Raw genomic sequence first — 25,913 nt, forward strand, 5'->3', positions numbered from 1 at the left:
AGGTTTAAAGAGTCAGTAAACAGCGTCAATGATTGTTGTGTCAACCAGTGTGTGAACATCCACAGCATCTTTCAGAAATTTTTTAGAAAGAAGAAATGAGTTTATCTCATTGAGCTTTGAAAAAAAAGTATCTGATTTCATATATTCCCTGTTCTCATTAATGGAATAAAAGGTGAAGTAGGAGTAGAATTTGCCAAACTCTTCCATTGTCATATTTTCGTTTTGTGCCATTCGTGTAAATGCCTTTTCAGGATTCTTATCAACATACTCCATTGCCCTGTACCAGGCTTCAATTATATTTTGAAGATCCTTTCGCCGCTTCTCAATGGATTTATTTCCAGCTACAAGTACATCAATCATGTATCCTGGGTACTCTTTTGTTGTTGATACTATCCGACCATCCCCTTTTGCAGCAGCTTCACTCATAAAGGGTTCATAAAGAAAAGAGCCTTCCACCTCATTATTAATGAATTTTATGGAAGCTTCAGCAGTTGGAACAGATACAATGGTTATATCTTCAGTTGAAATGTCAAGAAGCTCAAGTGATTTGTGAAGAAGAAAATGTTCATCAGTACCTGTTTCCACAGCAATGCTTTTGTTATAAAGAGTTTTTATATCTTTTATGGATTTTTTAATAATCAGACCATCTCCACCTTCAATTGTCTCTGTTCTGAGGATTATTTTACCTTTTTCACCTTTATCAGAATAATAGAGAGCATTAAAGTAGGATGCATGTGTAATATCAAGATGTCCCTTGTAAAATGAGAGCATGTTATCACGCCATGAAGAGAATCTTACCAGTTCAACCTTTGTATCTCCAAAAAAGCCCTGTTCATCTGCGATGTACCACAGCTCGCACGGAGGCCAGGAATTGACGCCAATGCGAATAGGAAGTTTTTCAGGGCTGGAACAGGCGATCTGCAACAGGCTGACTCCTGCAAGGGCTGTCACTATGCAGAATCCCATGAAAATGATATGATTTATTTGCTTTTTATCCATTTGCGCCTCCTTCACTTTTTCACTACAGTCATGATTCGCTTGTTTTTTTGGCATCCTTCATTTCCCAGTTTACACTTTCCGGATAGAAAACTCTGAATTGCGGGAATCTCACACAAAAAGTGTAAAGAACTTTTGGTGTCAAATGAAGGATACCCTTTTTCATAGCTAAACTTTCATGGCCAACTATAATCACTAAACAGTCATGACAGTAGAGACAAAGATTACTTTGTCTCTCTACGCCACCCCCGATTATGAAAAAAATGTCGATTTTGAGTTGTTAAGACTGCTTGTCATGCCTGAAGCTCATCATTACAGTGGCTCCTCTGTTTTTACCGCTGCTTTCAAGTGTAAGGGTTCCATTGTTTGCCTCAACAAAGCTTTTGCAGTAGTAGAGACCAAAACCAGAAGAGCCTTTTGTGGATATACCGAACTCAAAAATATCGTTAAGTTTTTCAGGTTCAACACCGCAGCCTGTATCGGTTATTGTGAGTACAAGGTTTTTGTCGTCACAGACTGTTTTTATGGAAATAGTGTGGTTTTCTATCTCCGTGTTTTCGTCAATGGCATCGCAACTGTTTTTTATGAAGTTTACCACAACCTGCATAAGCTTATTTTTTTCTATTGATATACGTGGCAGGTCACTCATCAGCTCTTTTTCAATCTCTATGTTTCTTTTTGATATGGTGGCCTCCTGAATTTTAAGAGCATCTTCCACCACAAAATTCATAAGAACGCTCTCTTTCATTTCTTTGCCTGAAGGCGCATAGCTTCGCTGAAGGCTCAAAACCTGACTTACATACTCTATTGCAGCAGTTGCATTGTTAAGAAGCTTGGCTGCTTTTTTTCTCTCCTTTTCAATATCATCAAGCAGTGCTCCCATATATTGAATTATCTGTACTCCACGAGAATCTTTCGTAACATATTCAGTGAGGTTTTCCTGATGTGCTGTAAGATCTTTGTAGCACTGGTTAAGATAGTAAATCATAGCCTTGATTTTGCTTTTTTTAAGCTTCTCCATGTTTACCCCAACAGGGGTAACTGCATTGCCAATATTATGAAGAACCATTGCCGCAAGCTGTGCTCTGCCTGCATCAACGGCCTTTGATAGAAGCTCCTTTTGAGTCTGCTTCAGCTCAAGAGTCCTCTCCTGCACAACCTTTTCAACTGCTTTTTTTCGCATGCTCTCTTCCCTAAGACGTGCTGTGAGAACAAGCTCCCTTGCGTCCATTCTCCATAGCAAAAGTGCTGCTCCTGTGACAAAAAGTGCCAATACGATCATTGCTATCAAAAGATGCATCGGAGTTGCATGACCCACCATTTCACCAGCAGGCATTGCCATTACCAGAAAAAATGGAGTTCCTGCAATGGCGGCCTTTGCTCCGGCATAATGAATCTTTTTGCCGTCACTTCCTGAAAGATCAAAAAAGAGAGTTTGTAATGGTGCTGTTTTCCTTATCATGGTTAAAAGATGGATGTCACTTCCAGCACAAAATGAAGCATCATTTAAATATTTTTCATAAATCCCAAAGTCTATATAAAGATGAAGAGCGTCAATGGTGCCTCCTTTTTTTGAAAGCATATTATTAACTGCCCCGCAGTTGAGCCATGCAATGATTTGCCCCTTGTAGTGATTTTTAAAATAATATGGGATACTTATAATAATATCCATATGATTGCTGACAAAAAAAGCCATTATAGCAGGTTCCGGATTTTCCGGTGTTAAAAAAGTGTACCAATCAATGGATTCTTTATGGTTTTTTTGGATTTCTCTTCTTCTGTCAGATAGCAGGCCGCCTGACTCATCAACAAATACAATCCTTGCATATATAGGGTCTTCGCCCATCTTTTTCTCTTCCATTAGGCGATCAAACCTTTTGTCGATTTGCACAAGACTTGCCCTGAGTCCATAGGCCATGGACATTCCAAGAGCCTTGTTTTCAAAGAAGATATTGCCTTCCCTTGCTCCGGCAAGGTTTTTCATGTCAATAATTCTCTCCGAAAAAAAGTAGCTGATAGCTCCTGCCTGCTTGTCAAGATTCTGCACAAACTGGGTAAGAGCGCTCTCCTGAAGGCGAATAAGGGATCTGTAGTTGACAATCAGCAAAAAAGAGAGAAAAAGTACAAGTATCCCCCCTGCTAAAACGGCGGCGGTTCTTTTTCTAAACATTTTGTTATAGCTCCCTCCTGCTTTCAGGTCAGACATTCTTTAAATACTCAACTGCGACATCTATGATCCTTGTCAACAATGTCTGAATCAGGATTCCCAAGATTAACAAAGATAAGGCAGGATTATCTATTCTGAGCATCCTATCCATCCTGGTTATCCTGTTTCAGACAACTGCAATAACTTATGAAAAAGCAATAAAATGTGGATTTTGAGTAATTTTAAATAAATAACTTTACCGTGGAAATAGATACAAATTTCCATATTCGGGGGTGGTTAAATGCCGGCCATGACCGTTTACTCGAAAAATTCAGGATAATAGTCAAATACAGCAGGATAGTATTTTTTGACCAGATTTACATATATACCATTTGACTTTACCTCTGAAAGATAGGCGTTAAATGCTTTTAGAAGTTCCGGAGCATCCTTGGGAAAAGCTACTGCCATCTCCTGCTTGCCGGAAACAGGGCCTATCACCTTGACTTTTCCTGGCCACTTGTCAAGGGCTATAAGTGCATCCGGTACATCAAGAAGGGTGGCATCGGCCTCTCTGTTGATAACTGCCGGTGCCATTTCGTTGAGTTTTGCATGAAAGAGCTTTACGGTTGCCCCTGTTCCTTTTATGTCATAAAGTTTTGGATCAAGGCATGTATTTGCCAGACCCAGAACTGTGAGGCCGGAAAGGCGGGATTTTACACTATCAATATCCTGTTCAATGGTTTTTCCAGGTATGACAGGTTGCAAGCTACTATCGGCAGTTGCTATCATCCACACCTGGGTCGGGAATGTGGGATTTGAATAGTTTACAATTTTCTTACGCCATTCAAGCACAGTAAAACCGTTGGCGATAAGATCGCCTTTAACAGGTACTTCACCGATTATTGTAATATCGTCACCTGTTGCCTTGACTTTTTTCCCCGTCAGATCTCCTGTAACATCTCCCCAAGATGTCTCAACATATTGGTATCTAACCCCAAGGTGTTCTGCAAAACCCTGAATAAGTTCAACATCCATGCCATCGCCACTGCCTGTGATAAAGTTTGCATAAGGAACTCCAAGATGACGGATAACTTTGTTTTTCATTATTTCGTCAAGATCTCCTGAAAATGATTTTGCAGGCAAGATCAGACAGAGCCAGAGGCAAAGGGTTGTAAAAAATATTAACGGAAAGTTATATTTATTTTTTTTGTAAATTTGATAATATTTCATAATTTTCTCCTGTTTTTGAAAGGATAGTCATTTTCACGGTAAACCTTCATGGCTGGAGTCCGGCCACCCCCGATCATGAAAATAATGTATCTATTTCAACGGTAAACGGTCATGACCGGCATTAAGTCACCCCCGAATATGGAAATTTGTATCTATTTCCACGGTAAAAAAAGCTATCTGTTTTCAGCGTTGACAGGCAGAAGTATAGTAAAACAACTTCCCTTTCCAACTTCGCTTTCAACTTCGATTGTTCCATGATGGGCCTTTATAATTTCATAGACAATACTGAGCCCAAGTCCTGTTCCCTTTCCCACAGGCTTTGTGGTGAAAAAAGGATCAAAAAGTTTTTGAAGATTCACTTCAGGTATGCCGCATCCCGTATCTTTTATTACTATTTCTACGAAATGGTCGGTTTTTCTTTTGCCTTTTTTCACAGAGCGTGTGGTTATTTCAATGGTGCCGTTCTCTTCAATTGACTGGGCTGCATTGACAAAAAGATTCATGAAAATCTGGCTTATTTTCTGGGGATAGCAGAGAATGTGAGGGATATCGCCGTAATTTTTCTTAACAACAGCCTTGTATTTTATTTCGCTTTTGACCATCTTAAAAGTGGTGTCAATGGCGCTGTTGATGTCAAGCATCTTGTATTCAGACTCATCAACCCTTGAAAAGGTTCGGAGATCCTGGACAATATCCCTTATTCTGTCAATTCCCTCAATTGATTCATTGGCAAGATCCTCAAGATCAGCCATTATAATATCAATCCTGTTTTTCTTTTTATGTTGAGAAATATCATGTAACAGCGTTGCAGCATCAGGAGAACCTGACCCCATAAGCCACTTTTCAAGTGTTGCATATTTTTCATAAAGATCAACAATACGCTCAAAATATTTTTTGATGGCCGAAAGATTCGAGCGGACAAAGGCCACAGGATTGTTGATCTCATGGGCAACACCTGCTGCAAGAAGACCTATGGAAGCCATTTTTTCAGCCTGTACAATCATGGATGCCTGTTTTTGCACCTTATCTTTGAGATTTTGATTCATCTCCTCAAGTTGTTCGTTGGCATTTCTGAGGCTCTCCTGGAGCTGGTTTTTTTTATGTTCGAGATTCCATGTATTGCTCAATGCCCTTGCAAATTGAAGTATCTCTTCATGGTTAAATGGTTTTCTTAAGTAAAATATATCATCCCTTCCGGTCACAGCAATGATATCTTCAGGAGAGTATTCGCTGTAAGCCGTTACAATCACAATTTTTATAAAGGGATCAATTTCCCAGATTCTTCCTGATGTTTCACCTCCGTTGAGACCCGGCATTTTCATGTCAATAAATGCAACTGAAAATGGGCGGTTTTCTCCAAGGGATTTTTTTACCTCTTCAATACCAATGGTTCCGTTTTCAGCCATAACAACTTCATAGCATTTATCCGGAGATGTTTTTAAAGTTTCACCAGGCAAAAAGCCGGATTCAGACCCTTTGGGCATGTCAAAAAGTGCCCTTCCCATTGATATGGTTTCAGACTCATCTGCCTCGGGAAGCAGTATGCTCTGATATGTTTCACGAATTCCAACATCGTCGTCAATCACCAGGATTCTTCTGTTTTCTTCCATGATAAGCCTCTCTTGTTTCAGGTTTTTATTTCTGATTTTTGTGTTATTTGGGCAATAAAATCAAAAAACCTTTTTTGTTTCTGTATTCTCTAAGTCAGGTTACAGGAATATCAACGTAAAAACATGTTTCACCATCTTCAGCTTCGCTTCTGACATTCAGATTCCATCCGTGAAGCTCCGTTATAATCCTTGCCTTGGGAAGGTTTAGTCCAAATCCCATACCGTTGTGCCGAGTATCTTCAAGATTTGCAAAGGGATCGAAAATGCTCTCCATTTTTGCCTTCTTGATACTGCTTCCCTGATTTGCAACTTCAATTCGCAGCATATTATCATTTTTCAACGCTTCTACAGATATCGTTCCACCCTCCCTTGAAAATTTTACTGAGTTGTCAACAAGGCTATTCAACATCTGGCTAAAAAGTTCTGCATCTGCATCAATTGAAAGCTGTTGTGGTACATTTTTATTTACAGTGAGCTTTTTCAATTTGATATCTTCAGCCTTCTGTTCAAGAACAGAGTCAACTATATGTTTTAAAGATAAATTTTCCTTTGTTATGGTGGCTTCGGGATTTGCAAGATCAAAATATGAAACCATCTCTTCCATGAACTTTGACAGCCTTTCTCCGCCAAGGGATATATAAGAGAGCATCTCTTTGTCATCAATTTCAAGATTGTTCGGATCAATGTTTTCAACTGCTCCTATCCAGTTTAAAGGGGTATTGATTTCATGGCAGAGGTAGTGGATCATGGCATTTTTCTCAATATATCTTTTTTTGAATTTCCGGTTAAGCTCTCTCAGTTCAGCAGTTTGCATTTTTACAGTTTGCTCAAGTATTTTTTTCTGGTTCCGGCGATTTTGTTCAAGATTCCATGTGTGGGTAAGGGTTCTGGCAAGCTGTTGAATCTCTTCATTGAAAAATGGTTTTCGCAGAAACAGAATATCATCCCTGCCTATGATTTTTATGATCTTTTCAAGTGTGTACTCACTGTATGCTGTTACAATAACTATCTTTATGTCTGGATCAATTTCCCATATTCTTCTTGATGTTTCAGCTCCGTTGATTCCCGGCATCTTCATGTCTATAAAAGCAAGGGCAAAGGGACTCTCTTCTTCCAGTGCAGCCTTTACTTTTTCAATGGCTTTTGTTCCATTTTCTGCAAGTGTAAGATCATAACTTGGCTTTAAATTAATGTTTTTATGCTCATCATAACTATTTGTAATTTTGTCTTTATCCTTGTGAACAATCTCCCCTTTGTTGTTAAAATCTGTATTTTCAGAACTTTTTTTGTCAAAAAGATGCTCAGGTGTACCAAAAAGCGATTTGCCAGTTGAAATAAGAGCGGAATCTTTCTCTTCAGAGAGTATGGTCATATAGGCATCCCGAATTCCCTTGTCATCATCAACTAAAAGTATCTTTCTGTTTTCCTGAAACGGATAATTAATTGTATTATTCATGTTGTATTTGTTCCTTTTTAATGTCTTACCCACCCCTCCCTTCCAGCAATGGGCTGGGGGTGAGGTGAATGGACAATTTATTTTTATTTGAATGACCTTGAACGCATCTTTTCGATTGTGGCGGTCATCAGCCATGTACGTTTATAAGAAAGTCCCCGTGATTCAAGGCTTCTCAGGACTTTCATGCTTCGTTGTGGCAGGTTTGTCTGCCATGGCCGTTATATTGCTTTTGGGAAGAGAATTGTTATCACTGCTCCTTTTCCCAATCCCTGGCTTGTCATCTCTATTGTTCCGTTATTTACCTCAACAAACATTTTGCAATAATAGAGCCCCATTCCTGATGAACCTTTATCTGATGCTCCAAATTCAAAAAGGCTCTCCAGAGATGGAAGATTTATCCCGATACCACTATCTTTAACCGTAAATCCTATCTTATTTCTATCTATCAATGTTGTGATTTTAATATTTTTTTGAATGTTACTATCTTTTACTATTTGTATGTTATTCTCTTTTTTTAAATTATCTTGACTATCATGATATTTTATTGATTCTATTTCAAGTTGCTCTATGGCTTCACAACTGTTTTTCAGTATGTTGATTACAACCTGAAGCAGCCGGCTTTTATCAATAAAAAGCTTAGGCATATCTGGCTGGAGATCCATCTGAAGGTTGATCCCTGATTTTTCAAGGGCAGATCTGTTAATTTTCCAGGCTGTCTCCATGATGCTGTTAATGCTTACAAGCTCACGGATCTCTTTTCCAGTTGCAGCATAATGATGTTGAAGTGAGAGTATTTCAGAAATATAGGAGACTGCTCCGGAAGCAGATTCAATTTTTTCTTTCTGTCGTTCACCTGCCTCTTTTAAAGTTACAATAAGTTCTTCAAGATATTCAAAAACCTGTCTCCCCCTTGGGTCAGTTTGAACATATTCTGACAAATTGTTCATATTATTTTCAAGATCCATGTAACACTTCTGAAGGTATTCCTGTATTGTACTTATCTCTTTTATATCCATTCGGTTTATCTGGATGTTAAGGGGGGTTACAGCATTACCGATGTTGTGGAGAACCATGGCTGAAAGCTGCGCCCTGCCTGCTTCAATTGCGGTGTTCATGGATTCTGCCCTGGCCTTTTCAAGCTCCATGATAAGTGAGTTGAATGCAGATGCAAGGGATCTGATTTCATGGGGACCGGTTTCCGGAAGATCGGCCATATATTTCCTGGATTGCCTTGCGCTGTCTATGAGCTTTACAAAAACACTTAAAGGTTTTCCGGTGAGCCTGGAACTCATATAAATTCCAAGGATAAGGGCTGCAAGATCCAGCATCATGGCAGCTACAAGAAACCTGTCCATCCTTGAATATTCTCCACGATGGGAATCTTTTTTCATGCCGCATATTATATGAAGATTTTCATACCCAGGTACATTTACCCTGTTTTTCAGCCACTCTTCATCTTCACCATTGTCTGATTTCTGTTTTTGCCTACTCTTTGTTATATTCTGATTTTGTATAGTTTCTGGTAGATTTGTTATTTCTTTATAAAAAAGAGTTTCGCTTGCATAAATAAGACCATTTGGCTCAAGGATAATTGCATATTCAACGGTTGTATCCAAGGTTAACATGCTGAAAAGTTTTGAAAAATCTGAATTAGTAACAGATAGGACTATCATGCCTTCTGGTAAATCAATATAAAAAACAGGCATGGCCACATCAATTATATTTTCCTTTATCCTGAAAACATTATTTCCAGCCATCACTTCACTTTGGATGTCACTATCTTGAAAGTCACGATAGTCACTGGAATTTGATATAATGTAACGCCCCCTGTAGTCTGAAAGAGAGACATTGGCATTATCAACACCTGGAACCTCAAGGGATTGAAAAAAAGCCGGAAGATAATTTTCTCTTGCTGTCTGGTCTATGAGACTATTAATAATAAGGTCATTTGACGACAGAAAATGTGTATATCTTCTAAGATCATCAAGTTTTTCACCAACTGCACTGGCAACCATTTCACTTCTTGCGGCAAGTGTACTCTGGAATTTTTTTTCAAGGGAGCCCAAGGAGAGATAACGAATCCCGAGCCATATGAGAATCAACAAAAGTGCTGCTGCGGGAACCACCCGCACCATTACAGTAAACACAATTGTTTTTTGGCTGCTATCCTCTCTGATATTCATAACTATCTCCTTTTGGCATCTTTCATTCATCGGTTTACACTTTTTCTGAAGCATGCTTTTCATGATTAAGGGATTATCCTGATTTTATGAAGCATGCTTTTCATGATTAAGGGATTATCCTGATTTTTCATCATGTTAATCCTAAAACTTTGAATCATGGTTCAAAATTTTCCGAAAAATGTAAGGAACAATAACTCCTGCATCATTATATTTTGCCAGTATGAAATCATCTTCATTCAGTGCATCATGCATATCTTCCCTGAATGGATATACATAGTTTTTTAAAAGCCCCTCGTGAAAGGGAATTTTTTCCAGGGCATCCCGTACAGAAGATCGGTCTGTTGTTCCTGCAATTTCCAGAGCCTTTTTAAGAAGATGAACAAGATCATAGGCGTGTGCTGTTCCTGCTGGCGAAAAAATATTGTCAGCAGATAAGGTTTCAGGATATTTTTTCTGGTACATCCGGATTAACCTGTCGTTTCTTTCAGAAAAAACAGGTTTAAGAAAAGAGTATGTCTGGAGAAAATAGAAATTTATCTCTGAGAGTGGAACAGCGAACTCTTTTGTCATTTCAAAAAAATTTCCTCCAGTAATCCCCCAATGTGATACAATGGGAATCCTTTCAGTTTCAGGCAGAAGAGACATTGATTTTACAGCAACAACACCCTCAGGGCAGTTGGCCACAAGAAGAAGCACATCCGCACCTGCATTTTTCGCAGCATGGATCTGTTCTCCGAGATCATTTACACCCCAGTTGAACCAGTATATGCCGGCGGATGTTAATCCATTTCTGTTCATTGCTGATGTCATTGATGTTTTATTTGAACGCCCCCAACCCGTCTGTTCCAGCAACAGTGCAGGGTTCCTGTAACCGGCTTCAATAATTTTTTTTATCAAAAACCCACCTGCATATTCATCCCTGACAGATACCCTGAATGCATAGTTTGGCTTGTAGCTGTTTTCAATCACAGGTGTTCCGGCAGCCCATGGAACAAGGAATATCATGTTGTGTTTGTGGATAGTATCAAGTTCACTCATGGCAACAGGCGTATGGAGGCCTCCAAGGACAGCCACAACACTATCCATTCCGGCAAATTGGTTCATATTGTCAACGCCCCTTGCAGGGTTGCCTCTGTGATCTTTTACTTTCAGTTCAAGTTGACGACCAAGAACTCCGCCGGCAAGGTTTATTTCGTCAATTGCAATCATAGCCCCTCTTTCAATGGCAATGCCAGCCCTTGCAGAACCTGATGACATATCAGCATCAAGCCCGATTAGTATGGGGGACTCTGACGCATTTACAGTAGTGAAATGAATAAAAAGAATCAAAATCATATATATAATATTTGAAAGTTTAATATCTGATTGAAAAATATTCATTTTATATCCTTTTATTTAGCAAGGTTTATTAGCAAAAGTGTCTAACTACTCAAAATCGAAACCTTATTTGTTTTTCTTGATTCTCTTGGCCGGCACCAAGCAGCTTAATCCGGAGATTCTGATTTTTTGACCTTTTCCAGAAATTCTGTTCCTGTCATGCCAGGCATTTTTTGATCAGCGATTACAACAGCCGGATTGATATTCTCAATGGCATTCAAAGCCTCAAAAGGAGATAAAAACAGAATGCATTTACAGGTGTTGCGTAAAAGAAGGCTTTGGCGCATTTTTAATATACCATCTTCATCGTCAACAATAACTATTTTGTCATTCATGTTCACATCCTGTTTTTCCCGTAATGATTTATTCTATGCTGTCAATACATCTTACGATTTCACCGATTATCTGGCGACCGGAAAAAGGCTTTATCATGTAACCCTGTATGCCAAGATTCATGCAACTTTTTACATCATCTGCATCGTTTCTGGATGTGGCAACAATGATTGGTGTATCCTTGTCTTCAAGTTCCAGGCGAATTTTTTTCAATACAGAATACCCGCTCAAATCCGGAAGCCCCAAATCCATGATTAATATATCCGGTTTCCATGACTGATAAATTTCAAATCCGTTTTTTCCGCTTATAGCAATCTTAAGTTCAAATCGTTTTGGTTTGATCCAGTTTTCATATAAAAAGCGTGTCATTCTATCATCTTCCATGACAAGAACCTTTATAGGTACATTTTTAGCGGCTTCATTGTTTTCACCATTTTTTGATGAGAGGAAGGAACGGATTTTTTCTAAAAGAGTATCTTCATCCCAGGGCTTTGTGATTATGCTTGAGATGGTTTTATCCTCAAATGCCTTTAAAACAAGTTTTCTGTCTGTGTATGCTGTCAGAAGAATTACAGGAATATTTTTATATTTTTCCTTGATGATTGATGCCAGTTCCATTCCGTCCATCAAGGGCATTCTGTAATCAGTGATAACAAGATCAATTTGAGATTCTTCAAGAAGTTCAAGTGCTTTTATGCCATCCGGAACATGTACGACCTCCCACCCCTCAAAAAGAATCAGGCGTTTCATGGCACTCAGAACTTTTATTTCGTCATCAACAAGCAGTATCTTGCTCATAATGATTCTCCTTTGTGAAAATTAAACAAAAGAATTCATATGAAAGATTACTAAGCAAGGTAGATGCCATTTGTAAAAAATAGTATAACCTACTGTTTTAAAAACAAATATCATAAATTGAATGACTCTGCGGGCTTTGCTGACATTCTATCATATTGATAGACCAACATCATTTCTATCAATATGACAGATCAATAGCAAATATCAGACAATCAACTATGGAGAGCGGGTGGAGTACCAATCTTTAACCTGGTTATCCGGCATCCTTCATTTGCCAGTTTACACTTTTTGGAGCCACATTCCCATTTTTAGGGAATTATCTCAAAAAAAGTGTCAACTACTTTTGATGGATTCTGAAGGATGCCGGTTATCCTTATTCAGACAGTATTGGTAAAGCTCAAAACTCATAGGTGTTGACTTTGAGTTTTTATGCTATCTGCGGCATGCTTCATTTCCCAGTTTACACTTTCCTGAGAGAAAACCCTAAGCGGAGGGAATCTCTTACAAAAAAGTGTAAAGTACTTTTGGAGTCAGATGAAGGATGCCCTATCTGCTTGAATAAACTATTTACAGGTTGGAAAAAAACCTGACACCCTGTCTGCTTCCTGTCTGCCCCCTCCCTATTATCTCTATTCACAAAAATCTTATAATTTCAGTTTGTTATCTTTATTTTAATGCTGATAAACATAACGGCATCATAGTTGCTCATATGTTTTTTCAAGTTTGAAAATAACAACAAAATAAGTACCTGAGCTGAAATAATTCGTTAAAATTTCTTAACGGACATTATTGAAATCAATATGCTTCGTTACTTAAAGGCAAAAATCGGAGGACAGGTATGCTGATAAACGAATGGATGAGCAGAGGCGTCATTACAATAAAAAATAGTGACTCACTGAATGATGCAATGAGGATTTTTCAGAAAAAGATGATTTCCATGCTTCCTGTTCTCTCAAGGGGAAGTCTGGTGGGTATTGTGACAGACGGCGATATTAAAAAAGCAATGCCTTCTGATGCCACCACACTTGATAAATATGAAATCAGGTCATTGATGGATTCTGTAAAAATCGAATCGGTAATGTCAAAGCCTGTTATTACAATCGGAAAAAATCATACAGTTGATGAAGCTGCTGTTATCATGTTGTCAAAAGGTATTTCAGGTATGCCTGTAGTCAACGGTATGGATGACATTGAAGGAATTATAACCAAAAGCGATGTTTTCAGGTGTCTGGTCTCTTTTACCGGTGCAGCCCATGCAGGTCAGATTTTTGCCTTCAGGATTAAGGATATGCCTGGAATAATAAAAACAATTACAGATGTCATTCGTATGGGCGGAGGTCGTTTGAGCAGCATCCTGACATCCTATGACGACGTGGAAGATGGCTTCAGAAAGGTGTTTATCCACTCCTTTGATATACCGGAAGCAAACTTTGACAACGTGGTCGAGCAGCTTCGCGAATCAGCCCAGATGCTCTACCTTGCAGATCAAACACGAAACATCAGAAAACTGTTCTGAAAATAAGTTTTATCCAATTTCTAATCAAGGAGGAGTCATCATGAAAAAAATCAGCAAAATAATGGTATGCGTAGATCTATCTGAATATTCCGCAAACAACCTTGAATATGCTGTTGCCGTTGCCGGTAACACCAATGCCGAAATCATGATTTTTAATGTCCTGAACCAAAGCGATATCAATGCTGTGAAGATGGTGAGTAGTTACTATCCTGATAAAATCAACCTTCAGGACTATATAAAGGAGAGCATTGAGGAGAGGCGCCAGGAGATCAAAAATATCATAAGGGAAAAGTTCTTTGAGCAAAAATCCATCATGAGCATTCATATGGGCATGGGTGTTCCCTTTGAGGAGATCCTGAAAAAAGCAGAAGAGGAGAAGGTTGATCTTATTGTGATGGGCAGCAAGGGAAGGGGAAATCTTGCAAGAACACTTTTCGGCTCACAGGCTGAAAAGGTTTTCAGGCACTCTCCCATACCGGTTTTAAGCATCAGGAAAACACCCCATAAAAGAGATGCATAATGATTCAGACAATATTGACAAGGTTTAAAAGTGCATAAGTGTCATCCTTGATAATAATAATTATCTAAATATCCAAATATCATAATATTTATATATTTTATAGGAGAAATAAAATGAGTAAATATGGAAATACAATACTTGTGGCTCTTGATGGTTCGGAACGGGCAATGAAAACCGTTGAATATCTTTGCGATTTTAAACCTTTTCACAAAAAGGATCTGGTTCTTCTCAATATTTTCAGTGGCGTGCCTGACTGCTACTGGGATTTGGGGCGTGAATCCTTCAGCCGCAGCACAATGGCCCAGGCAATGGGATGGGAACACCAACGCAGGACAGAGATGGAGGAGTTCATGGCCCGTGCAAAAAGCATGCTTGTTTCAGCCGGATACCCTTCCAAATCTGTTTATGTTCGTATCCAGAATCGCAAAAAAGGCGTAACCCGTGACATTATAGAAGAGGCAGAAAAAGGATATTTTGCACTTCTGTCAAGAAGACGCGGCGCAGGGGCGCTTTCATATGTGGTTATGGGCAGCACTACCTCAAAGCTTGTCCAGAGCTTATCGTCTGTGCCTCTAATGCTTGCTGGGATTGAAAGGGTTAATAACTCCATCTGTGTTGCGGTTGACGGTTCCGAAAACTCAAGGAGAGCAGTTGATTTTACAGCAGGTGTGGTTGAAGGCTCTGATTGCAGGATTGTGCTTTGCAGTGTTTTGAGAAATTTCAACCTCTTTAACGGAAAAAGTGCCCTAGAGGTGACAGAGGACAGCAATATCAGCTCGCTTTCCGAGATTATTGATGCTGCCCTGGAGGATGCCGCACAGAAGTTCAAATCTGTGGGAATTCCCGTGGATAAAATAGATCGTAAAAAGATTGTGGGAGTCAGCAGCCGTGCAGCAGCAATATCACAGGCAGCCCAGGATGCAAAATGCGATACAGTTGTACTTGGCAGAAGGGGACAGTCAAATCTTGCAAAATTCAGCATGGGACGCGTTCCTTCAAAGGTTATACATATTGCAAGGACAATGACTGTCTGGATTATCTCCTGAGCCAAATGAAAAAATGAAATAATTGGCATCCTTCATATGACTCCAAAGATACTTTACACTTTTTTGTGAGAGATTCCCGCTACCCAGAGTTTTCTCTCCGGAAAGTGTAAACTGGGAAATGAAGCATGCCAAATAATTCTGTTTTTTTCATTCTTCTTCCCCCCTCTCCATTAATTGGGGGGAGGAAGGGGAACTTTACTTTCAACTATTAACCCAAGTCAGTTAAGACAAATGTATCAAATTTAACAATAAAATGAGGCTTCAATGAAACAGTCAGTTACAGAGCGCACAGCGTTTTACCAAATTCTTACAAGAAAAATAACGGTGTTGATACTGATGGTCTCATTTTTTCCCATGATATTGACCACAGGTATCCTTTTTTACCGTTTTAATGGAGCATACAAGGAAAAGATAAATGCCCATATTTCAGAACTTGTACAGAAACATACCCAGAACATTGATTCATTTCTCTCTGAAAAACTTGGCAACATCCGCTATCTTGCCCGCTTGTTCGATAATAACCAGCAGACACCCAGGATTTTTCTGCAACAGCAGATGACACTTTTACGAAATCAATATGGCGATGTCTTCACAGATCTTGGGCTTGTGGATTCAAACGGCATTCAGTTTGCCTATGAGGGGCCATTTAAACTTGAAAATGCCGATTATTCAAATGCCAAATGGTTCATTGCAGCAAAGGAAAAGGCTTTTTACATAAGCGATGTCTTTGCAGGGTTAAGGGGGCATCCCCATTTTATTGTTACCGTAAAAGTTTCATTCAACGGCTCTAACTCACTTTTGCGGTCAACCATCAATTTTGGCGCATTTAATTCCCTTGTCGAAAATATACAGATAGGTAGGACAGGTATTGCCTTTATTATCAATACAAAGGGAGAACTTCAGACCAAAATGGATGTTCGTCTCAAAGATTCTGCGATAATGAGCATTCTTGATCCTGATGGTCACAAAAAAAATGAAACCATTTTTTCTGAAAAACAGGATGCGTCCGGAAAACGCTATCTTTGTGTTACTTCAATGCTGAACAATATCGACTGGATCATGGTATTTCGCCAGGATATTGGAGATGCCTTCAGGGAGTTGCGAAAAACCCAGATTCTTGCACTTGTACTTTTTCTTTTAGGCTGCGGAGCCATTATATCAGTGGCATTTACCCTTCCGAGAAATATCGTAAAACTAATCGCCAGTGCTGATAAAAAGAGTGAAGTGATGAACAGGCAGGTGATTGAAAGCGGTAAACTTGCCACAATTGGAGAGCTTGCCGCAGGCATTGCCCATGAGATCAATAACCCTGTTGCAATCATGGTTGAGGAGGCAGGATGGATAGAGGATCTCCTTGAAGAGGAGGAACTTAAAAATACCAAAAATTTTGAAGAGTTCAAACGGGCACTTGTCCAGATCAATACCCAGGGAAAAAGATGCAAGGAGATAACCCATAAACTTTTAAGTTTTGCCAGAAAAACCGACTCCACCATAAACGACGTCCAGATAAATGATGCTGTACGTGAAATTGTCTCTCTTACAGCGCAGATGGCAAGGTATAACAATGTAATCATTGAAACAGAGCTTCATGAAGGAATTCCATTTATAAGGATCTCTCCGTCAGAACTTCAGCAGGTGATTCTGAACCTTATCAATAACGCCATAGACGCCATGCATAAGGGTGGAGGTACAATAAAGATTGAGACAAAAATCAGCAAGCTCGAAAAGAACCATGTGGTCATTGCAGTTGAAGATAACGGCCCTGGTATCCCCAAAGATAATCTTGAGAGAATTTTTGATCCTTTTTTCACAACAAAACCTGTGGGAAAGGGGACAGGTCTTGGTCTTTCAATATGTTACGGCATTGTACAGAAGATGGGGGGTAAAATTGATGTTTACAGTGAAGTGGGTATGGGCACCCGTTTCAGGATATGGATACCGTTTCAGGAACCTTTGTCAGAAAAGCCTTTAAACGAAATCAATGTGGCAGAACCTGTTTCTGCTACGTTGGCAGATAAATAGTTTAAGTAGGGCATTAAAATCACGAATCAAGTGCCCCAAAAAGTGTAACCTTATAAACAAAAGTGCTTGAAAAAATTGAGTTATTTTTTTTAAAAAGGAGATTTTAAAATGAAAAACATAAAAATGCTGCTTGTGGATGATGAAAAGGGATTCATTGATACCCTGAGCAAACGCCTTGAAAAACGAGAACTTTCTGTCAGTGCTGTTTACAACGGAGAGGACGCTATCTCTAAGCTTAAAGAGAATTCAGATATTGAGGTTGTTATCCTTGATGTAAAGATGCCGGGTATGGATGGCATTGAGACATTGACCGAGATTAAAAGAGTCTATCCCCTTGTGGAGGTTATCATGCTTACAGGTCATGCAACTGTTGAGACAGCCATTGATGGCATGAAGGTTGGGGCATTTGATTACCTCATGAAACCCTGTGACATAGAACTGTTGGTTGACAAGGTTAAGGGTGCAGCAAAACGAAAAAGAGATCATGAACAGAAAATTACAGATGCACGTATAAAAGAGATCACAGAGAGGATGGCCTGATTAAAATTTTCAGTCGTTATGTAAATTAAGTTACAATGAAATAGGATAAATGGGCTGGGATACAGAATCTGCCTGGGGGAGAGGAATATGAACAGTAAAAATAAAGAGACAAATATCATAAGGGTTCTTCTGGTGGATGATGAGCAGGGGTATCTAAATGTCCTCTCCAACAGGATGGCCCGCCGATCCATTCAGGCTACAAAAGCCTTCAGCGGAACAGAAGCCATACAGATTCTTCGTAAAAACGATTTTGATGTGGTGGTTCTGGATCTGAAGATGGAGGATATGGACGGCATTGAAGTTTTGAAAGTTATCAAGCGTATGGTGCCGGAGCTTCCTGTGATCATACTGACAGGGCACGGCTCGCAAACCGCTGCCGAGGAAGGCATCTCTTTTGGTGCATTTGATTACCTTAGCAAACCATGCGAGCTTAGCGAGCTTCTGGAGAAGATCCGCGAAGCATATCAACATCAACCAAACTCTGACAGTTGATCTGTCAAGGAGAAAATATGTTTTATAAAACTAATGGATTTAAACTCTGTGCGGCATTGCTGATAGGTATTATAGTCTTTATTCTGCCAAGGCCGGAGGGGACACAATTCAAGATAACAGGCGATTCAGCTAAAATCCTGATACAAAATGTGGGAGAGCATTTCACCCTTATTCCTGATGGAGAGATTGAGGCTAAAAAGAAAACCGGAGCCTATATCCTCAAGGCAAAGGTTCCAGGTTCTTCCGAGGGAAGCGCTGATTTTCTGGTCAAAAAGGCAAAGGAGCTTGACCTTGAGAAAGTTCAGGTGGATTATGTTGATGGATTATCACCCAAGGCCAAACGGTTCCTTGCAATTCTTGCTGTTCTTATAATACTTTTTGTATTTGAGCCTATTCCACTTGAAATAACAGCCGTTCTTATAGGTGTTTCTCTGGTGATCATGCAGATTACCGATGTAAAAAATGCATGGGCACCTTATATGCATCCGGTTGTCATATTTATAATGTGCTGCCTTATATTTGCAATTGCCCTTGAAAAGGCAGGTCTGACAAAGCGACTTGGATACTTTATTATCAAAAAAGCAGGGAACAGCGTAACCCGATTTACCTTTATCATTGCCATTGGCCTGGGGCTTGCATCATCATTCATGCATGATGCTGCGGCCTGTGCCATAGGCATTGTAACCATGCTGCCGCTTATGCGGGCTGTTGGTATCGAACCCCATACCAGCACCGCCAAATTTATGATGCTATCACTTCCATTTGCCTGCTCAAGCGGTGGCATGGGCTCCCTTATCGGAGGGGGGCGATGTATGGTTTCCGCAGCGTTTTTAAAGGAGTTCACAGGGCTTGAAATCACATTTTTCGACTGGATTCTTTACGCAATGCCGGCTGCAATTATAACTGTTCCTGCTGCTGTGTTTATTGTTTACATGGTTTACAAACCAGACCCGCAATTCAAGCTGCCTGATTTTGATGAAAGCATGGGTGCAATGACATCCCTTGAGAAAAAGACCCTTGCAATTATTGCATTCTCATTTGTTCTGTGGCTTACCAAAGGGCTTCATGGCATTGATTATTCCATCACAGGAATGCTTGGGGTTACAGCCCTTGTTCTCTTCAAGGTTCTTACATGGAGAGATATAAATGACAACCTTGAGTGGGGTACATCGCTTTTCATCTTTGGCGGCGGTATTTCACTTGGTCTTGCCATGGGGTATTCAGGAGCCGCTGATTACTTTGCAAATCTCTTTTTCCCGCTTATCCAGGGCAAAGGCTGGCTTGTTCTATTTGTCGGAGTGGGTGTTTTCGGTGCCCTTGTCACCAATGCAATGGCCAATGTGGCAGCCGCTGCATTGATTCTTCCCATTGTAATTCCCATGGCACAGCTTGAGGGTGTGAATCCCACCATTCTTGCGCTGTGCCTTGGCATGGCAACATCCTTTGCCATGCTGCTTGTAATAGGATGTCCGCCCAATGCCATTGCATACAGTTATCGCTATTTCAAGTCATCTGATCTTACAAAGGCAGGGCTTGTGGCAACGCCGATTCTGCTTTCGCTTCTGGTTCTGGTTGCTGCTGTCTGGTGGAGAATTCTGGGATTAATCTGATGAAAAATGGTATAGATTTCCAGAAAAATATTTTGGCATTCTCAATTCTGAAGGGCAACCACAAGGGATTGCCCCCTACAGTGCTCGCCAATTTAATTATCTGGCACAGTATAGAAGCGGATCCTGAATCTGCCTGCAACTGTTGAATCGCCCACAGCAGTTGTTCAGGAAGGCAGGTTCAGGAGAAGCTTTTTACCGTAAAAATGACTATCATTTTTATGTTTGGGGGTGATTGATACGTAATCATGCCCGTTTACCGTGAAAATGGATACAAATTTTCATGTTCGGGGGTGGCTGAATCACAGCCATGTCCGTTTACCGTGAAAATATCCCAAGTTATTTTAATGATCAGGGATGGCCAAAATTCGGCCATGACGGTTTAGCTTAATCCATAAATCTGAAAGGGATACAGAGCATGGAGAAAATGAACAGTGAAAAAATCAGGGTTCTTCTTGTTGACGATGAAGAGGGATTCAGATCGGCAATTGCAAGAAGGCTTGGAAAGAGAGGAATTTTTCCCATGCAGGCCGGAAGCGGGGAGGAGTGCCTTGAGATTCTTGGAGTGGAGCCAGTGGATGTTGTTGTTCTGGATGTTAAGATGCCCGGTATCGGCGGCATTGAGACCCTGAAAATCATCAGAACGAGCCATGCAAATGTTCAGGTTATTCTGCTCACCGGAAATGTTGCAGTTTCAGACGGTGTTGAAGGAATCAAGTCCGGAGCATTTGATTATCTGACAAAACCTGTTGAAATTGATCATCTTCATACCAAGATCATGCAGGCCTTTGATATTAGAAAACTTCAGCAGGAGCAGGAAAAGGAGCGTGAATACAGGGCAAAACTGGAAAAAAAATGGTTGAAACAGAGCGCCTTGTGGCCATTGGAACCATGTCCACCGGTATTGCACATGAAATAAACAACCCTTTGGCCATTATCAATGAGTCTGCCGGATTTATGAAAGAGGTGATAGAAACGCCTGAAATGTCTGCTTTTTCAAGAAAAGGCGATCTTCTGCTTGGTATCGAAAAGATTGAAAAAAGTGTGAAAAGGGCACGCAGGATTACACATCAGCTTCTCGGGCATGTGAAAAAACAGGATTCCGCTTTTTCAGAAGTCAATCTGGAGATGCTGACAAAAGAGACCCTGGATCTTTTGAAAAAGGATATCGAGGATAAAGAGATCTCAGTTGAGCTTAAAATGGAGAGCAATGCAAAGCTATTATGGAGTGACCCATATCAGATCCGGCAGGTTTTGATTAACCTTTTGAGCAATGCCATACATGCATTGAGCAAAAAGGGCACAATTACAATATTGACAACAATACCGGATAAATTTTCTGAAATAGACGGATTGAACAGATTGCATAAAAATGGTGAATCAAGTGCTTGTTTAGAGTGGTCTGAAGAGAGTTTTTTGAGCCTCGAAATCAGGGATAACGGCATTGGAATACCCAAAGAGAATCTTGGGAAAATATTTGACCCGTTTTTCACGACCAAATCCTTTGACCAGGGAACCGGACTTGGACTTTTTGTTGTTCATAAAATCATTTCAGGGCTTGGCGGCCAGATAGAGGTGGAAAGCACTGTGGGCAAGGGAACTTCTTTTTTTATAAAATTGCCCAGACATTTGGAAAACAAGACATGAAAAAATGTCAATAATAATACTCAAAATCGACACCTATAATCTCTTGAGCCTTGTCAATATTGTCTGAATCAGGATTCCCAAGATTAACAGGATAAGGCAGGATTATCTATCCTGAACATCTTGTTTATCCTGGTTATCCTGATTCAGACAAATTCAGTAAATGGAAAAAAGCAATAAGATGTCGATTTTGAGAATAATAAAGAGCAACAAGGATATATATCCTGAGTATCCTGTTAATCCTGGTTATCCTATTCAGACAAGTACAATAAATAAACGGTCATGGCCGGCATTCAGCCACCCCCGAATATGGAAATTTGTATCTATTTCCACGGTAAAAATAAAAATTTATATCCATTTTTACGTTAATACAACAATTCAAGGAGTAAAAAGCAATGATAAAAATACCTGCAAGAGTCCTTATAGTTGATGATGAAAAAGATTTTGTGGAGATGTTTTCCCTGCGGCTTCAATCCCAGGGAGAAAAGGTCTTAAGTGCCTTCAACGGTATTGATGCTCTTGATGTGCTGGAGCAAAATATTGTTGATGTTGTAATCCTTGATATCAGAATGCCCGGCATGGACGGAATTGAAACCCTGAAGCGGATCAAGGCTCTATATCCCATTGTAGAGGTCATCATGCTCACCGGTCATGGCTCTGCTGAAACTGCTGTTGAGGGGATGAAGCTTGGGGCTTTTGATTATCTTATGAAACCTGCGGATTTTGGAGATATTTCCCTGAAACTTGAGGCTGCCAGAAAGCGAAAGGATGAGCATGAAGAGAGAATCCGGAAGGCTGAGGCAAGGCTTTTGATAAGAAGAAGCGGAGATATATAACAGACATGGTTGTTATACATGCAAATTTATTTAACTATGTTGAATGGATGGCTTTATTACCATATAGTGTTTCCTGACTTGTAAAAACAGGTTCTCAAAATAGACACTTTACTGCTTTTTTTGCATTTACTGAATTTATCTGAACCAAGATAAAAAGGATGTTCAGGATAGATACTTCTGCCTTATACTGTTAACTTAAAATCGACATCTTATTGCTTTTTCAGAAGTTATTGCATTTGTCTGAATCAGGATAACCAGGATGGATAGGATGTTCAGGATAGTTAATCCTGACTTATCTTTGTTAATCTTGGGAATCCTGATTCAGACACTGTTGACAAGGCTTACAAGATCATAGGTGTTGACTTTGAGTGTTAATCTGGGACATCCTGATTCAGATACTGTTGACAAGGATCAAGTGGTTATATGTGTTGATTTTGAGCAGGTTAGAATTGATTTATAGTTTTCCAGATAATTAAATTGGCAAGCACAACGTAGGGGCAACCCTATGTGGTTGCCCTTCAAAGTTGAGATGGAAAAATATTTTTCTGGAAGTCTATATGATTAATTAAAGTCAATGTACAATGTAGTGCATTGTCAAAGCTAAAAATTAGGGTTCGGTTAACTGTAGAGACAAGGCATGCCTTGTCTCTACGTTGCAGATAACCCTAAAATTAAGTGCTAACAGTGCAGTAGAGCAAATCTGTAAAAGGGAAAAAAGGGGAAATATGAAAACAGTAAGGTTTGCATTCAACAGAATGGAATTTGCAGGTTCCCTCGGGGATCTTGGAACACTTTTGCCCATTGCCATGGGAATGATCTTTATAAATGGTATGGAGCCTGTGGGGATCTTTTTTTCAGCCGGACTTTTTTATATTTTTTCGGGCTTCTATTTCAAGGTCACGGTACCTGTGCAACCCATGAAAGTTGTTGGAGCATATGCCATTGCAACGGGCATGAGCGCAAGCCAGATATCGGCATCCGCCATGCTGCTTGGCATTGTACTTCTGGTGCTTGGGGGGACAAATGCCATCTCTTTTGTGGGGCGTCTTATTCCAAAACCTGTGATACGCGGGGTTCAGTTGTCAACCGGTGTACTGCTCATGGCCGAAGGTATCCGGTTTATGACAGGAAGTTCAAAATACCAGCTTATGCAGAACGCGGTGGAGCCTGCTTTGTCAATCCAGTCAATAGGAGGCATTCCCATTGGCATCTTCATAGGCTTTGCAGGCGCTATTTTAACCCTTTTTCTGCTTGATAACAAAAAGTATCCGGCAGGTATTGTGATTATAATACTGGGGGGAGTTACAGGATTGTTATTCGGGAAAAGCGGCATTTTAGGTGCTGTCATTCCATCCTTTCATCTTCCAGGATTTCTTCCCCATGGTCTCCCTTCCAAAGCTGATTTTACATTTGTTCTTCTGGCACTGGTTATTCCACAGATTCCCATGACCATTGGAAATGCCATAGTTGCCTATGCTGATCTCTCTAAAGAGTATTTCAATGATGCATCTGACAAGGTGACTTACCGTGCTTCCACCATTTCCATGTCTCTTGCCAATTTTGTCGCATTTTTTATTGGAGGAATGCCAATGTGTCACGGGGCAGGCGGTCTTGCTGCACATTATCGCTTTGGTGCAGTCACAGCCGGCTCCAACATCATCATTGGCAGCATCTTTTTATTGTCTGCGGTGATTTTTGGACAGGAGATTTCATCAATATTGACTCTTGTGCCCATGTCCATTTTAGGGATTCTTCTTGTTTTTGCAGGAAGCCAGTTAGCATTGACAATACTTGACCTCACAGTGAGAAAAGAGATGTTCTGCGCATTGATAATACTTGGCATTACCATTGCGTCAAATCTTGCAGCAGGATTCATGGCCGGAATTGCTGTGGCATATATTTTAAAATGGGACAAACTTGCAATATGAGCATTTTTTCAGGTCATATGAGCCTTAAAGAGAGAGTATATCTTGTAAATGCAATTCTTCTCTGCATCACTTTAACCGGCGCTGTTCTAATGGTCTGGTACACCTACAAGATAGAGGCAATATTTAAAAATGTAATAAGCAGGAATGTGGTAATATTTCAGTCTGCCGAGGCTTTGAGCATATCCCTTGTGAATCAGAAAGGTTTTGTCTCTTACTATCTTCTTGATAATAACCCTGACTGGATTGTCCAGTTAAAGACATACCGTAACCGTTTTAATGAGCATCTTGTCATGGTAAAAAGCCTTATTACCGATTCATGGGAAACAGATAAAATTGCAGAGATAGAGAGTAAATACAGACAATATACCAGTGAGAGGGATAAGGTTATCTCGTTTTATGCATCAGGTGACCAGAAAAACGGTGTTGCCCTTCATCAGCAGGTAAGGCAGTCATTTTTTGATATCCTTGAGCTTTGTGAAGAGTTCAAGGGTTTTCATAAAGATAAAATTCAGGACGCAATAGAGATAAGCCGTAACCAGGCAAACCGCTTAAGATATATTGCATTGCTGGGAGTCATAAGTGTAATCATGCTCAGTCTTCTGGTTAATTTCATCTTTGCCCGTCATATACTGGAACCCATAAGAAAACTGGCCTTACAGGCAGATATAAAGGGGGGCATAGGAAACTCCATAAATGAGGTTGATGCACTGAAAAGAAGCGTAATGGGCCTGATCGAAAATGCCGAACAGACACATATTGAATTGAAAAGAAGCCAGGAGTCCCTTATGCAGTCCGAGAAGATGGCACTTGTGGGAAAACTTGCGGCAGGAACAGCCCACAGTATCCGCAATCCTCTTACATCTGTGAAAATGAGGCTTTTTTCTTTGAACAGGACATGTGCATTTACAGAGTCCCAGCGCGAGGATTTTAATGTCATTTCAACTGAAATCATGCAGATTAAGAGGATTGTTGAAAATTTTCTGGAATTTGCACGCCCCCCAAAACTTGTTGTCAGGAGGATGAGTCCCTCAACTGTTGTTGACAGTGCGGTGACCCTTCTTGGACAGCGGTTAAAATCATATCAGGTTATAGTGAAAATTGTCCGCAGCTCTCCCCTTGCAGAAACATTGATTGACCCGGAACAGCTCAAGGAGGTAATTGTCAATATTATGATAAATGCCTGTGAAGCCATGTATAAAGGAGGTCTTATAATGATTTATGAGGAGGAGCGATATGTGGAACCCCTTAAAAAAGTTGATGTTATAAGGATTACAGATAACGGAAGCGGCATCCCTGAATCCATAAGGGAGAGGATATTCGATCCTTTTTTCACAACCAGGGAAAACGGCACAGGTCTTGGCTTGAGTATTGCCTTCAATATCATCAACGAACACGGGGGCTGGCTGGATCTTACAAGTGAAGAGGGAACAGGTTCATCTTTTGTTATAACTCTTCCTGTTTCAGGATAAAGTAAAAAATAATATAATGTACTCAAAGACGAAACCTATGATCTTTTTAGCCTTGTTAATACTGTCTGAATCGATACCCAAGATTAACAGGATAAGGCAGGATTATCTACTCAAAGCCGACACCTATGATATTTTGAGCCTTGTCAACATTGTCTGAATCAGGA

At 40.1% G+C, this 25,913-nt stretch carries 21 protein-coding genes; 12 read left to right on the plus strand and 9 right to left on the minus strand.

The window, feature by feature from the left end; genetic code table 11:
• Positions 1–12: 12 nt before the first annotated feature.
• The 9 genes from MTBBW1_RS09255 to MTBBW1_RS09295 form a co-directional block, all read right to left on the minus strand.
• Positions 13–999, minus strand: coding sequence for an ABC transporter substrate-binding protein (locus tag MTBBW1_RS09255; RefSeq protein WP_186441180.1), 987 nt, complete (start codon positions 997–999; stop codon positions 13–15).
• Between the two features lie 277 nt (positions 1,000–1,276).
• Positions 1,277–3,166 (minus strand): sensor histidine kinase, encoded by a 1,890-nt coding sequence (locus MTBBW1_RS09260; RefSeq protein WP_186441181.1) that lies wholly within the window; start codon positions 3,164–3,166, stop codon positions 1,277–1,279.
• Between the two features lie 294 nt (positions 3,167–3,460).
• The gene (locus MTBBW1_RS09265; protein ID WP_080802392.1) at positions 3,461–4,372 is read right to left on the minus strand and encodes a transporter substrate-binding domain-containing protein; all 912 of its coding nucleotides are present in this window, start codon (positions 4,370–4,372) and stop codon (positions 3,461–3,463) included.
• Positions 4,373–4,545: 173 nt separating this feature from the next.
• Positions 4,546–5,982, minus strand: coding sequence for a hybrid sensor histidine kinase/response regulator (locus MTBBW1_RS09270; RefSeq protein WP_080802394.1), 1,437 nt, complete (start codon positions 5,980–5,982; stop codon positions 4,546–4,548).
• A gap of 94 nt (positions 5,983–6,076) precedes the next feature.
• The gene (locus MTBBW1_RS09275) at positions 6,077–7,438 is read right to left on the minus strand and encodes a hybrid sensor histidine kinase/response regulator (RefSeq protein WP_186441182.1); all 1,362 of its coding nucleotides are present in this window, start codon (positions 7,436–7,438) and stop codon (positions 6,077–6,079) included.
• A gap of 218 nt (positions 7,439–7,656) precedes the next feature.
• A complete protein-coding gene (locus tag MTBBW1_RS09280; RefSeq protein ID WP_186441183.1) occupies positions 7,657–9,621 on the minus strand; it encodes a sensor histidine kinase in 1,965 nt (654 codons plus the stop codon).
• 141 nt (positions 9,622–9,762) lie between these two features.
• Positions 9,763–11,001, minus strand: a complete 1,239-nt coding sequence (locus MTBBW1_RS09285) for an ABC transporter substrate-binding protein (RefSeq protein WP_080802404.1) — start codon at positions 10,999–11,001, stop codon at positions 9,763–9,765.
• 104 nt (positions 11,002–11,105) lie between these two features.
• Entirely contained in the window at positions 11,106–11,333 is a 228-nt protein-coding gene (locus MTBBW1_RS09290; protein ID WP_080802408.1) for a response regulator, read from the minus strand.
• Positions 11,334–11,361: 28 nt separating this feature from the next.
• The gene (locus MTBBW1_RS09295) at positions 11,362–12,129 is read right to left on the minus strand and encodes a response regulator (RefSeq protein ID WP_080802410.1); all 768 of its coding nucleotides are present in this window, start codon (positions 12,127–12,129) and stop codon (positions 11,362–11,364) included.
• An 838-nt stretch (positions 12,130–12,967) separates the two neighbouring features.
• On the opposite strand from MTBBW1_RS09295, the gene MTBBW1_RS09300 reads away from it, so the two are divergent.
• From MTBBW1_RS09300 to MTBBW1_RS09350, 12 genes are all read left to right on the plus strand, one after another.
• Positions 12,968–13,645 carry a CBS and ACT domain-containing protein gene (locus MTBBW1_RS09300; RefSeq protein ID WP_080802413.1) on the plus strand — a complete coding sequence of 226 codons (678 nt, stop codon included), beginning with the start codon at positions 12,968–12,970 and terminating at the stop codon, positions 13,643–13,645.
• Positions 13,646–13,685: 40 nt separating this feature from the next.
• Complete coding sequence (locus tag MTBBW1_RS09305) at positions 13,686–14,165, plus strand: universal stress protein (RefSeq protein ID WP_080802415.1); 480 nt, start codon at positions 13,686–13,688, stop codon at positions 14,163–14,165.
• Between the two features lie 113 nt (positions 14,166–14,278).
• Positions 14,279–15,211, plus strand: a complete 933-nt coding sequence (locus MTBBW1_RS09310; RefSeq protein ID WP_080802418.1) for a universal stress protein — start codon at positions 14,279–14,281, stop codon at positions 15,209–15,211.
• Positions 15,212–15,475: 264 nt separating this feature from the next.
• Positions 15,476–17,233: a sensor histidine kinase gene (locus MTBBW1_RS09315; protein ID WP_080802421.1), complete on the plus strand. Its 1,758-nt coding sequence runs from the start codon at positions 15,476–15,478 to the stop codon at positions 17,231–17,233.
• 108 nt (positions 17,234–17,341) lie between these two features.
• On the plus strand, positions 17,342–17,773 hold the full coding sequence (locus MTBBW1_RS09320; protein WP_186441184.1) for a response regulator: 432 nt from the start codon (positions 17,342–17,344) through the stop codon (positions 17,771–17,773).
• 87 nt (positions 17,774–17,860) lie between these two features.
• A complete protein-coding gene (locus tag MTBBW1_RS09325) occupies positions 17,861–18,265 on the plus strand; it encodes a response regulator (RefSeq protein WP_080802424.1) in 405 nt (134 codons plus the stop codon).
• A gap of 17 nt (positions 18,266–18,282) precedes the next feature.
• Positions 18,283–19,875: an SLC13 family permease gene (locus MTBBW1_RS09330; protein ID WP_080802427.1), complete on the plus strand. Its 1,593-nt coding sequence runs from the start codon at positions 18,283–18,285 to the stop codon at positions 19,873–19,875.
• Between the two features lie 415 nt (positions 19,876–20,290).
• Positions 20,291–20,791: a response regulator gene (locus tag MTBBW1_RS29475; protein WP_245809316.1), complete on the plus strand. Its 501-nt coding sequence runs from the start codon at positions 20,291–20,293 to the stop codon at positions 20,789–20,791.
• Positions 20,728–21,519 (plus strand): sensor histidine kinase, encoded by a 792-nt coding sequence (locus MTBBW1_RS29480; protein WP_245809317.1) that lies wholly within the window; start codon positions 20,728–20,730, stop codon positions 21,517–21,519. Before MTBBW1_RS29475 ends, MTBBW1_RS29480 begins: the two co-directional genes overlap by 64 nt.
• A gap of 392 nt (positions 21,520–21,911) precedes the next feature.
• Complete coding sequence (locus MTBBW1_RS09340; RefSeq protein ID WP_080802429.1) at positions 21,912–22,352, plus strand: response regulator; 441 nt, start codon at positions 21,912–21,914, stop codon at positions 22,350–22,352.
• A 725-nt stretch (positions 22,353–23,077) separates the two neighbouring features.
• The gene (locus MTBBW1_RS09345; protein WP_080802432.1) at positions 23,078–24,280 is read left to right on the plus strand and encodes a molybdate transporter family protein; all 1,203 of its coding nucleotides are present in this window, start codon (positions 23,078–23,080) and stop codon (positions 24,278–24,280) included.
• Positions 24,277–25,749, plus strand: a complete 1,473-nt coding sequence (locus MTBBW1_RS09350; RefSeq protein ID WP_245809318.1) for a sensor histidine kinase — start codon at positions 24,277–24,279, stop codon at positions 25,747–25,749. The genes MTBBW1_RS09345 and MTBBW1_RS09350 overlap by 4 nt, the downstream gene beginning before the upstream one ends.
• The last annotated feature ends 164 nt before the right edge of the window (positions 25,750–25,913 follow it).

The organism is Desulfamplus magnetovallimortis (assembly GCF_900170035.1).
GTDB lineage: Bacteria > Desulfobacterota > Desulfobacteria > Desulfobacterales > Desulfobacteraceae > Desulfamplus > Desulfamplus magnetovallimortis.

Excerpts from the sequence above, each read along its gene's own strand:
- MTBBW1_RS09255 (WP_186441180.1), bottom strand. The coding sequence starts at position 999 with ATGGATAAAAAGCAAATAAATCATATCATTTTCATGGGATTCTGCATA.
- MTBBW1_RS09260 (WP_186441181.1), bottom strand. The coding sequence starts at position 3,166 with ATGTTTAGAAAAAGAACCGCCGCCGTTTTAGCAGGGGGGATACTTGTA.
- MTBBW1_RS09265 (WP_080802392.1), bottom strand. The coding sequence starts at position 4,372 with ATGAAATATTATCAAATTTACAAAAAAAATAAATATAACTTTCCGTTA.
- MTBBW1_RS09270 (WP_080802394.1), bottom strand. The coding sequence starts at position 5,982 with ATGGAAGAAAACAGAAGAATCCTGGTGATTGACGACGATGTTGGAATT.
- MTBBW1_RS09275 (WP_186441182.1), bottom strand. The coding sequence starts at position 7,438 with ATGAATAATACAATTAATTATCCGTTTCAGGAAAACAGAAAGATACTT.
- MTBBW1_RS09280 (WP_186441183.1), bottom strand. The coding sequence starts at position 9,621 with ATGAATATCAGAGAGGATAGCAGCCAAAAAACAATTGTGTTTACTGTA.
- MTBBW1_RS09285 (WP_080802404.1), bottom strand. The coding sequence starts at position 11,001 with ATGAATATTTTTCAATCAGATATTAAACTTTCAAATATTATATATATG.
- MTBBW1_RS09290 (WP_080802408.1), bottom strand. The coding sequence starts at position 11,333 with ATGAATGACAAAATAGTTATTGTTGACGATGAAGATGGTATATTAAAA.
- MTBBW1_RS09295 (WP_080802410.1), bottom strand. The coding sequence starts at position 12,129 with ATGAGCAAGATACTGCTTGTTGATGACGAAATAAAAGTTCTGAGTGCC.
- MTBBW1_RS09300 (WP_080802413.1), top strand. The coding sequence starts at position 12,968 with ATGCTGATAAACGAATGGATGAGCAGAGGCGTCATTACAATAAAAAAT.
- MTBBW1_RS09305 (WP_080802415.1), top strand. The coding sequence starts at position 13,686 with ATGAAAAAAATCAGCAAAATAATGGTATGCGTAGATCTATCTGAATAT.
- MTBBW1_RS09310 (WP_080802418.1), top strand. The coding sequence starts at position 14,279 with ATGAGTAAATATGGAAATACAATACTTGTGGCTCTTGATGGTTCGGAA.
- MTBBW1_RS09315 (WP_080802421.1), top strand. The coding sequence starts at position 15,476 with ATGAAACAGTCAGTTACAGAGCGCACAGCGTTTTACCAAATTCTTACA.
- MTBBW1_RS09320 (WP_186441184.1), top strand. The coding sequence starts at position 17,342 with ATGAAAAACATAAAAATGCTGCTTGTGGATGATGAAAAGGGATTCATT.
- MTBBW1_RS09325 (WP_080802424.1), top strand. The coding sequence starts at position 17,861 with ATGAACAGTAAAAATAAAGAGACAAATATCATAAGGGTTCTTCTGGTG.
- MTBBW1_RS09330 (WP_080802427.1), top strand. The coding sequence starts at position 18,283 with ATGTTTTATAAAACTAATGGATTTAAACTCTGTGCGGCATTGCTGATA.
- MTBBW1_RS29475 (WP_245809316.1), top strand. The coding sequence starts at position 20,291 with ATGGAGAAAATGAACAGTGAAAAAATCAGGGTTCTTCTTGTTGACGAT.
- MTBBW1_RS29480 (WP_245809317.1), top strand. The coding sequence starts at position 20,728 with ATGGTTGAAACAGAGCGCCTTGTGGCCATTGGAACCATGTCCACCGGT.
- MTBBW1_RS09340 (WP_080802429.1), top strand. The coding sequence starts at position 21,912 with ATGATAAAAATACCTGCAAGAGTCCTTATAGTTGATGATGAAAAAGAT.
- MTBBW1_RS09345 (WP_080802432.1), top strand. The coding sequence starts at position 23,078 with ATGAAAACAGTAAGGTTTGCATTCAACAGAATGGAATTTGCAGGTTCC.
- MTBBW1_RS09350 (WP_245809318.1), top strand. The coding sequence starts at position 24,277 with ATGAGCATTTTTTCAGGTCATATGAGCCTTAAAGAGAGAGTATATCTT.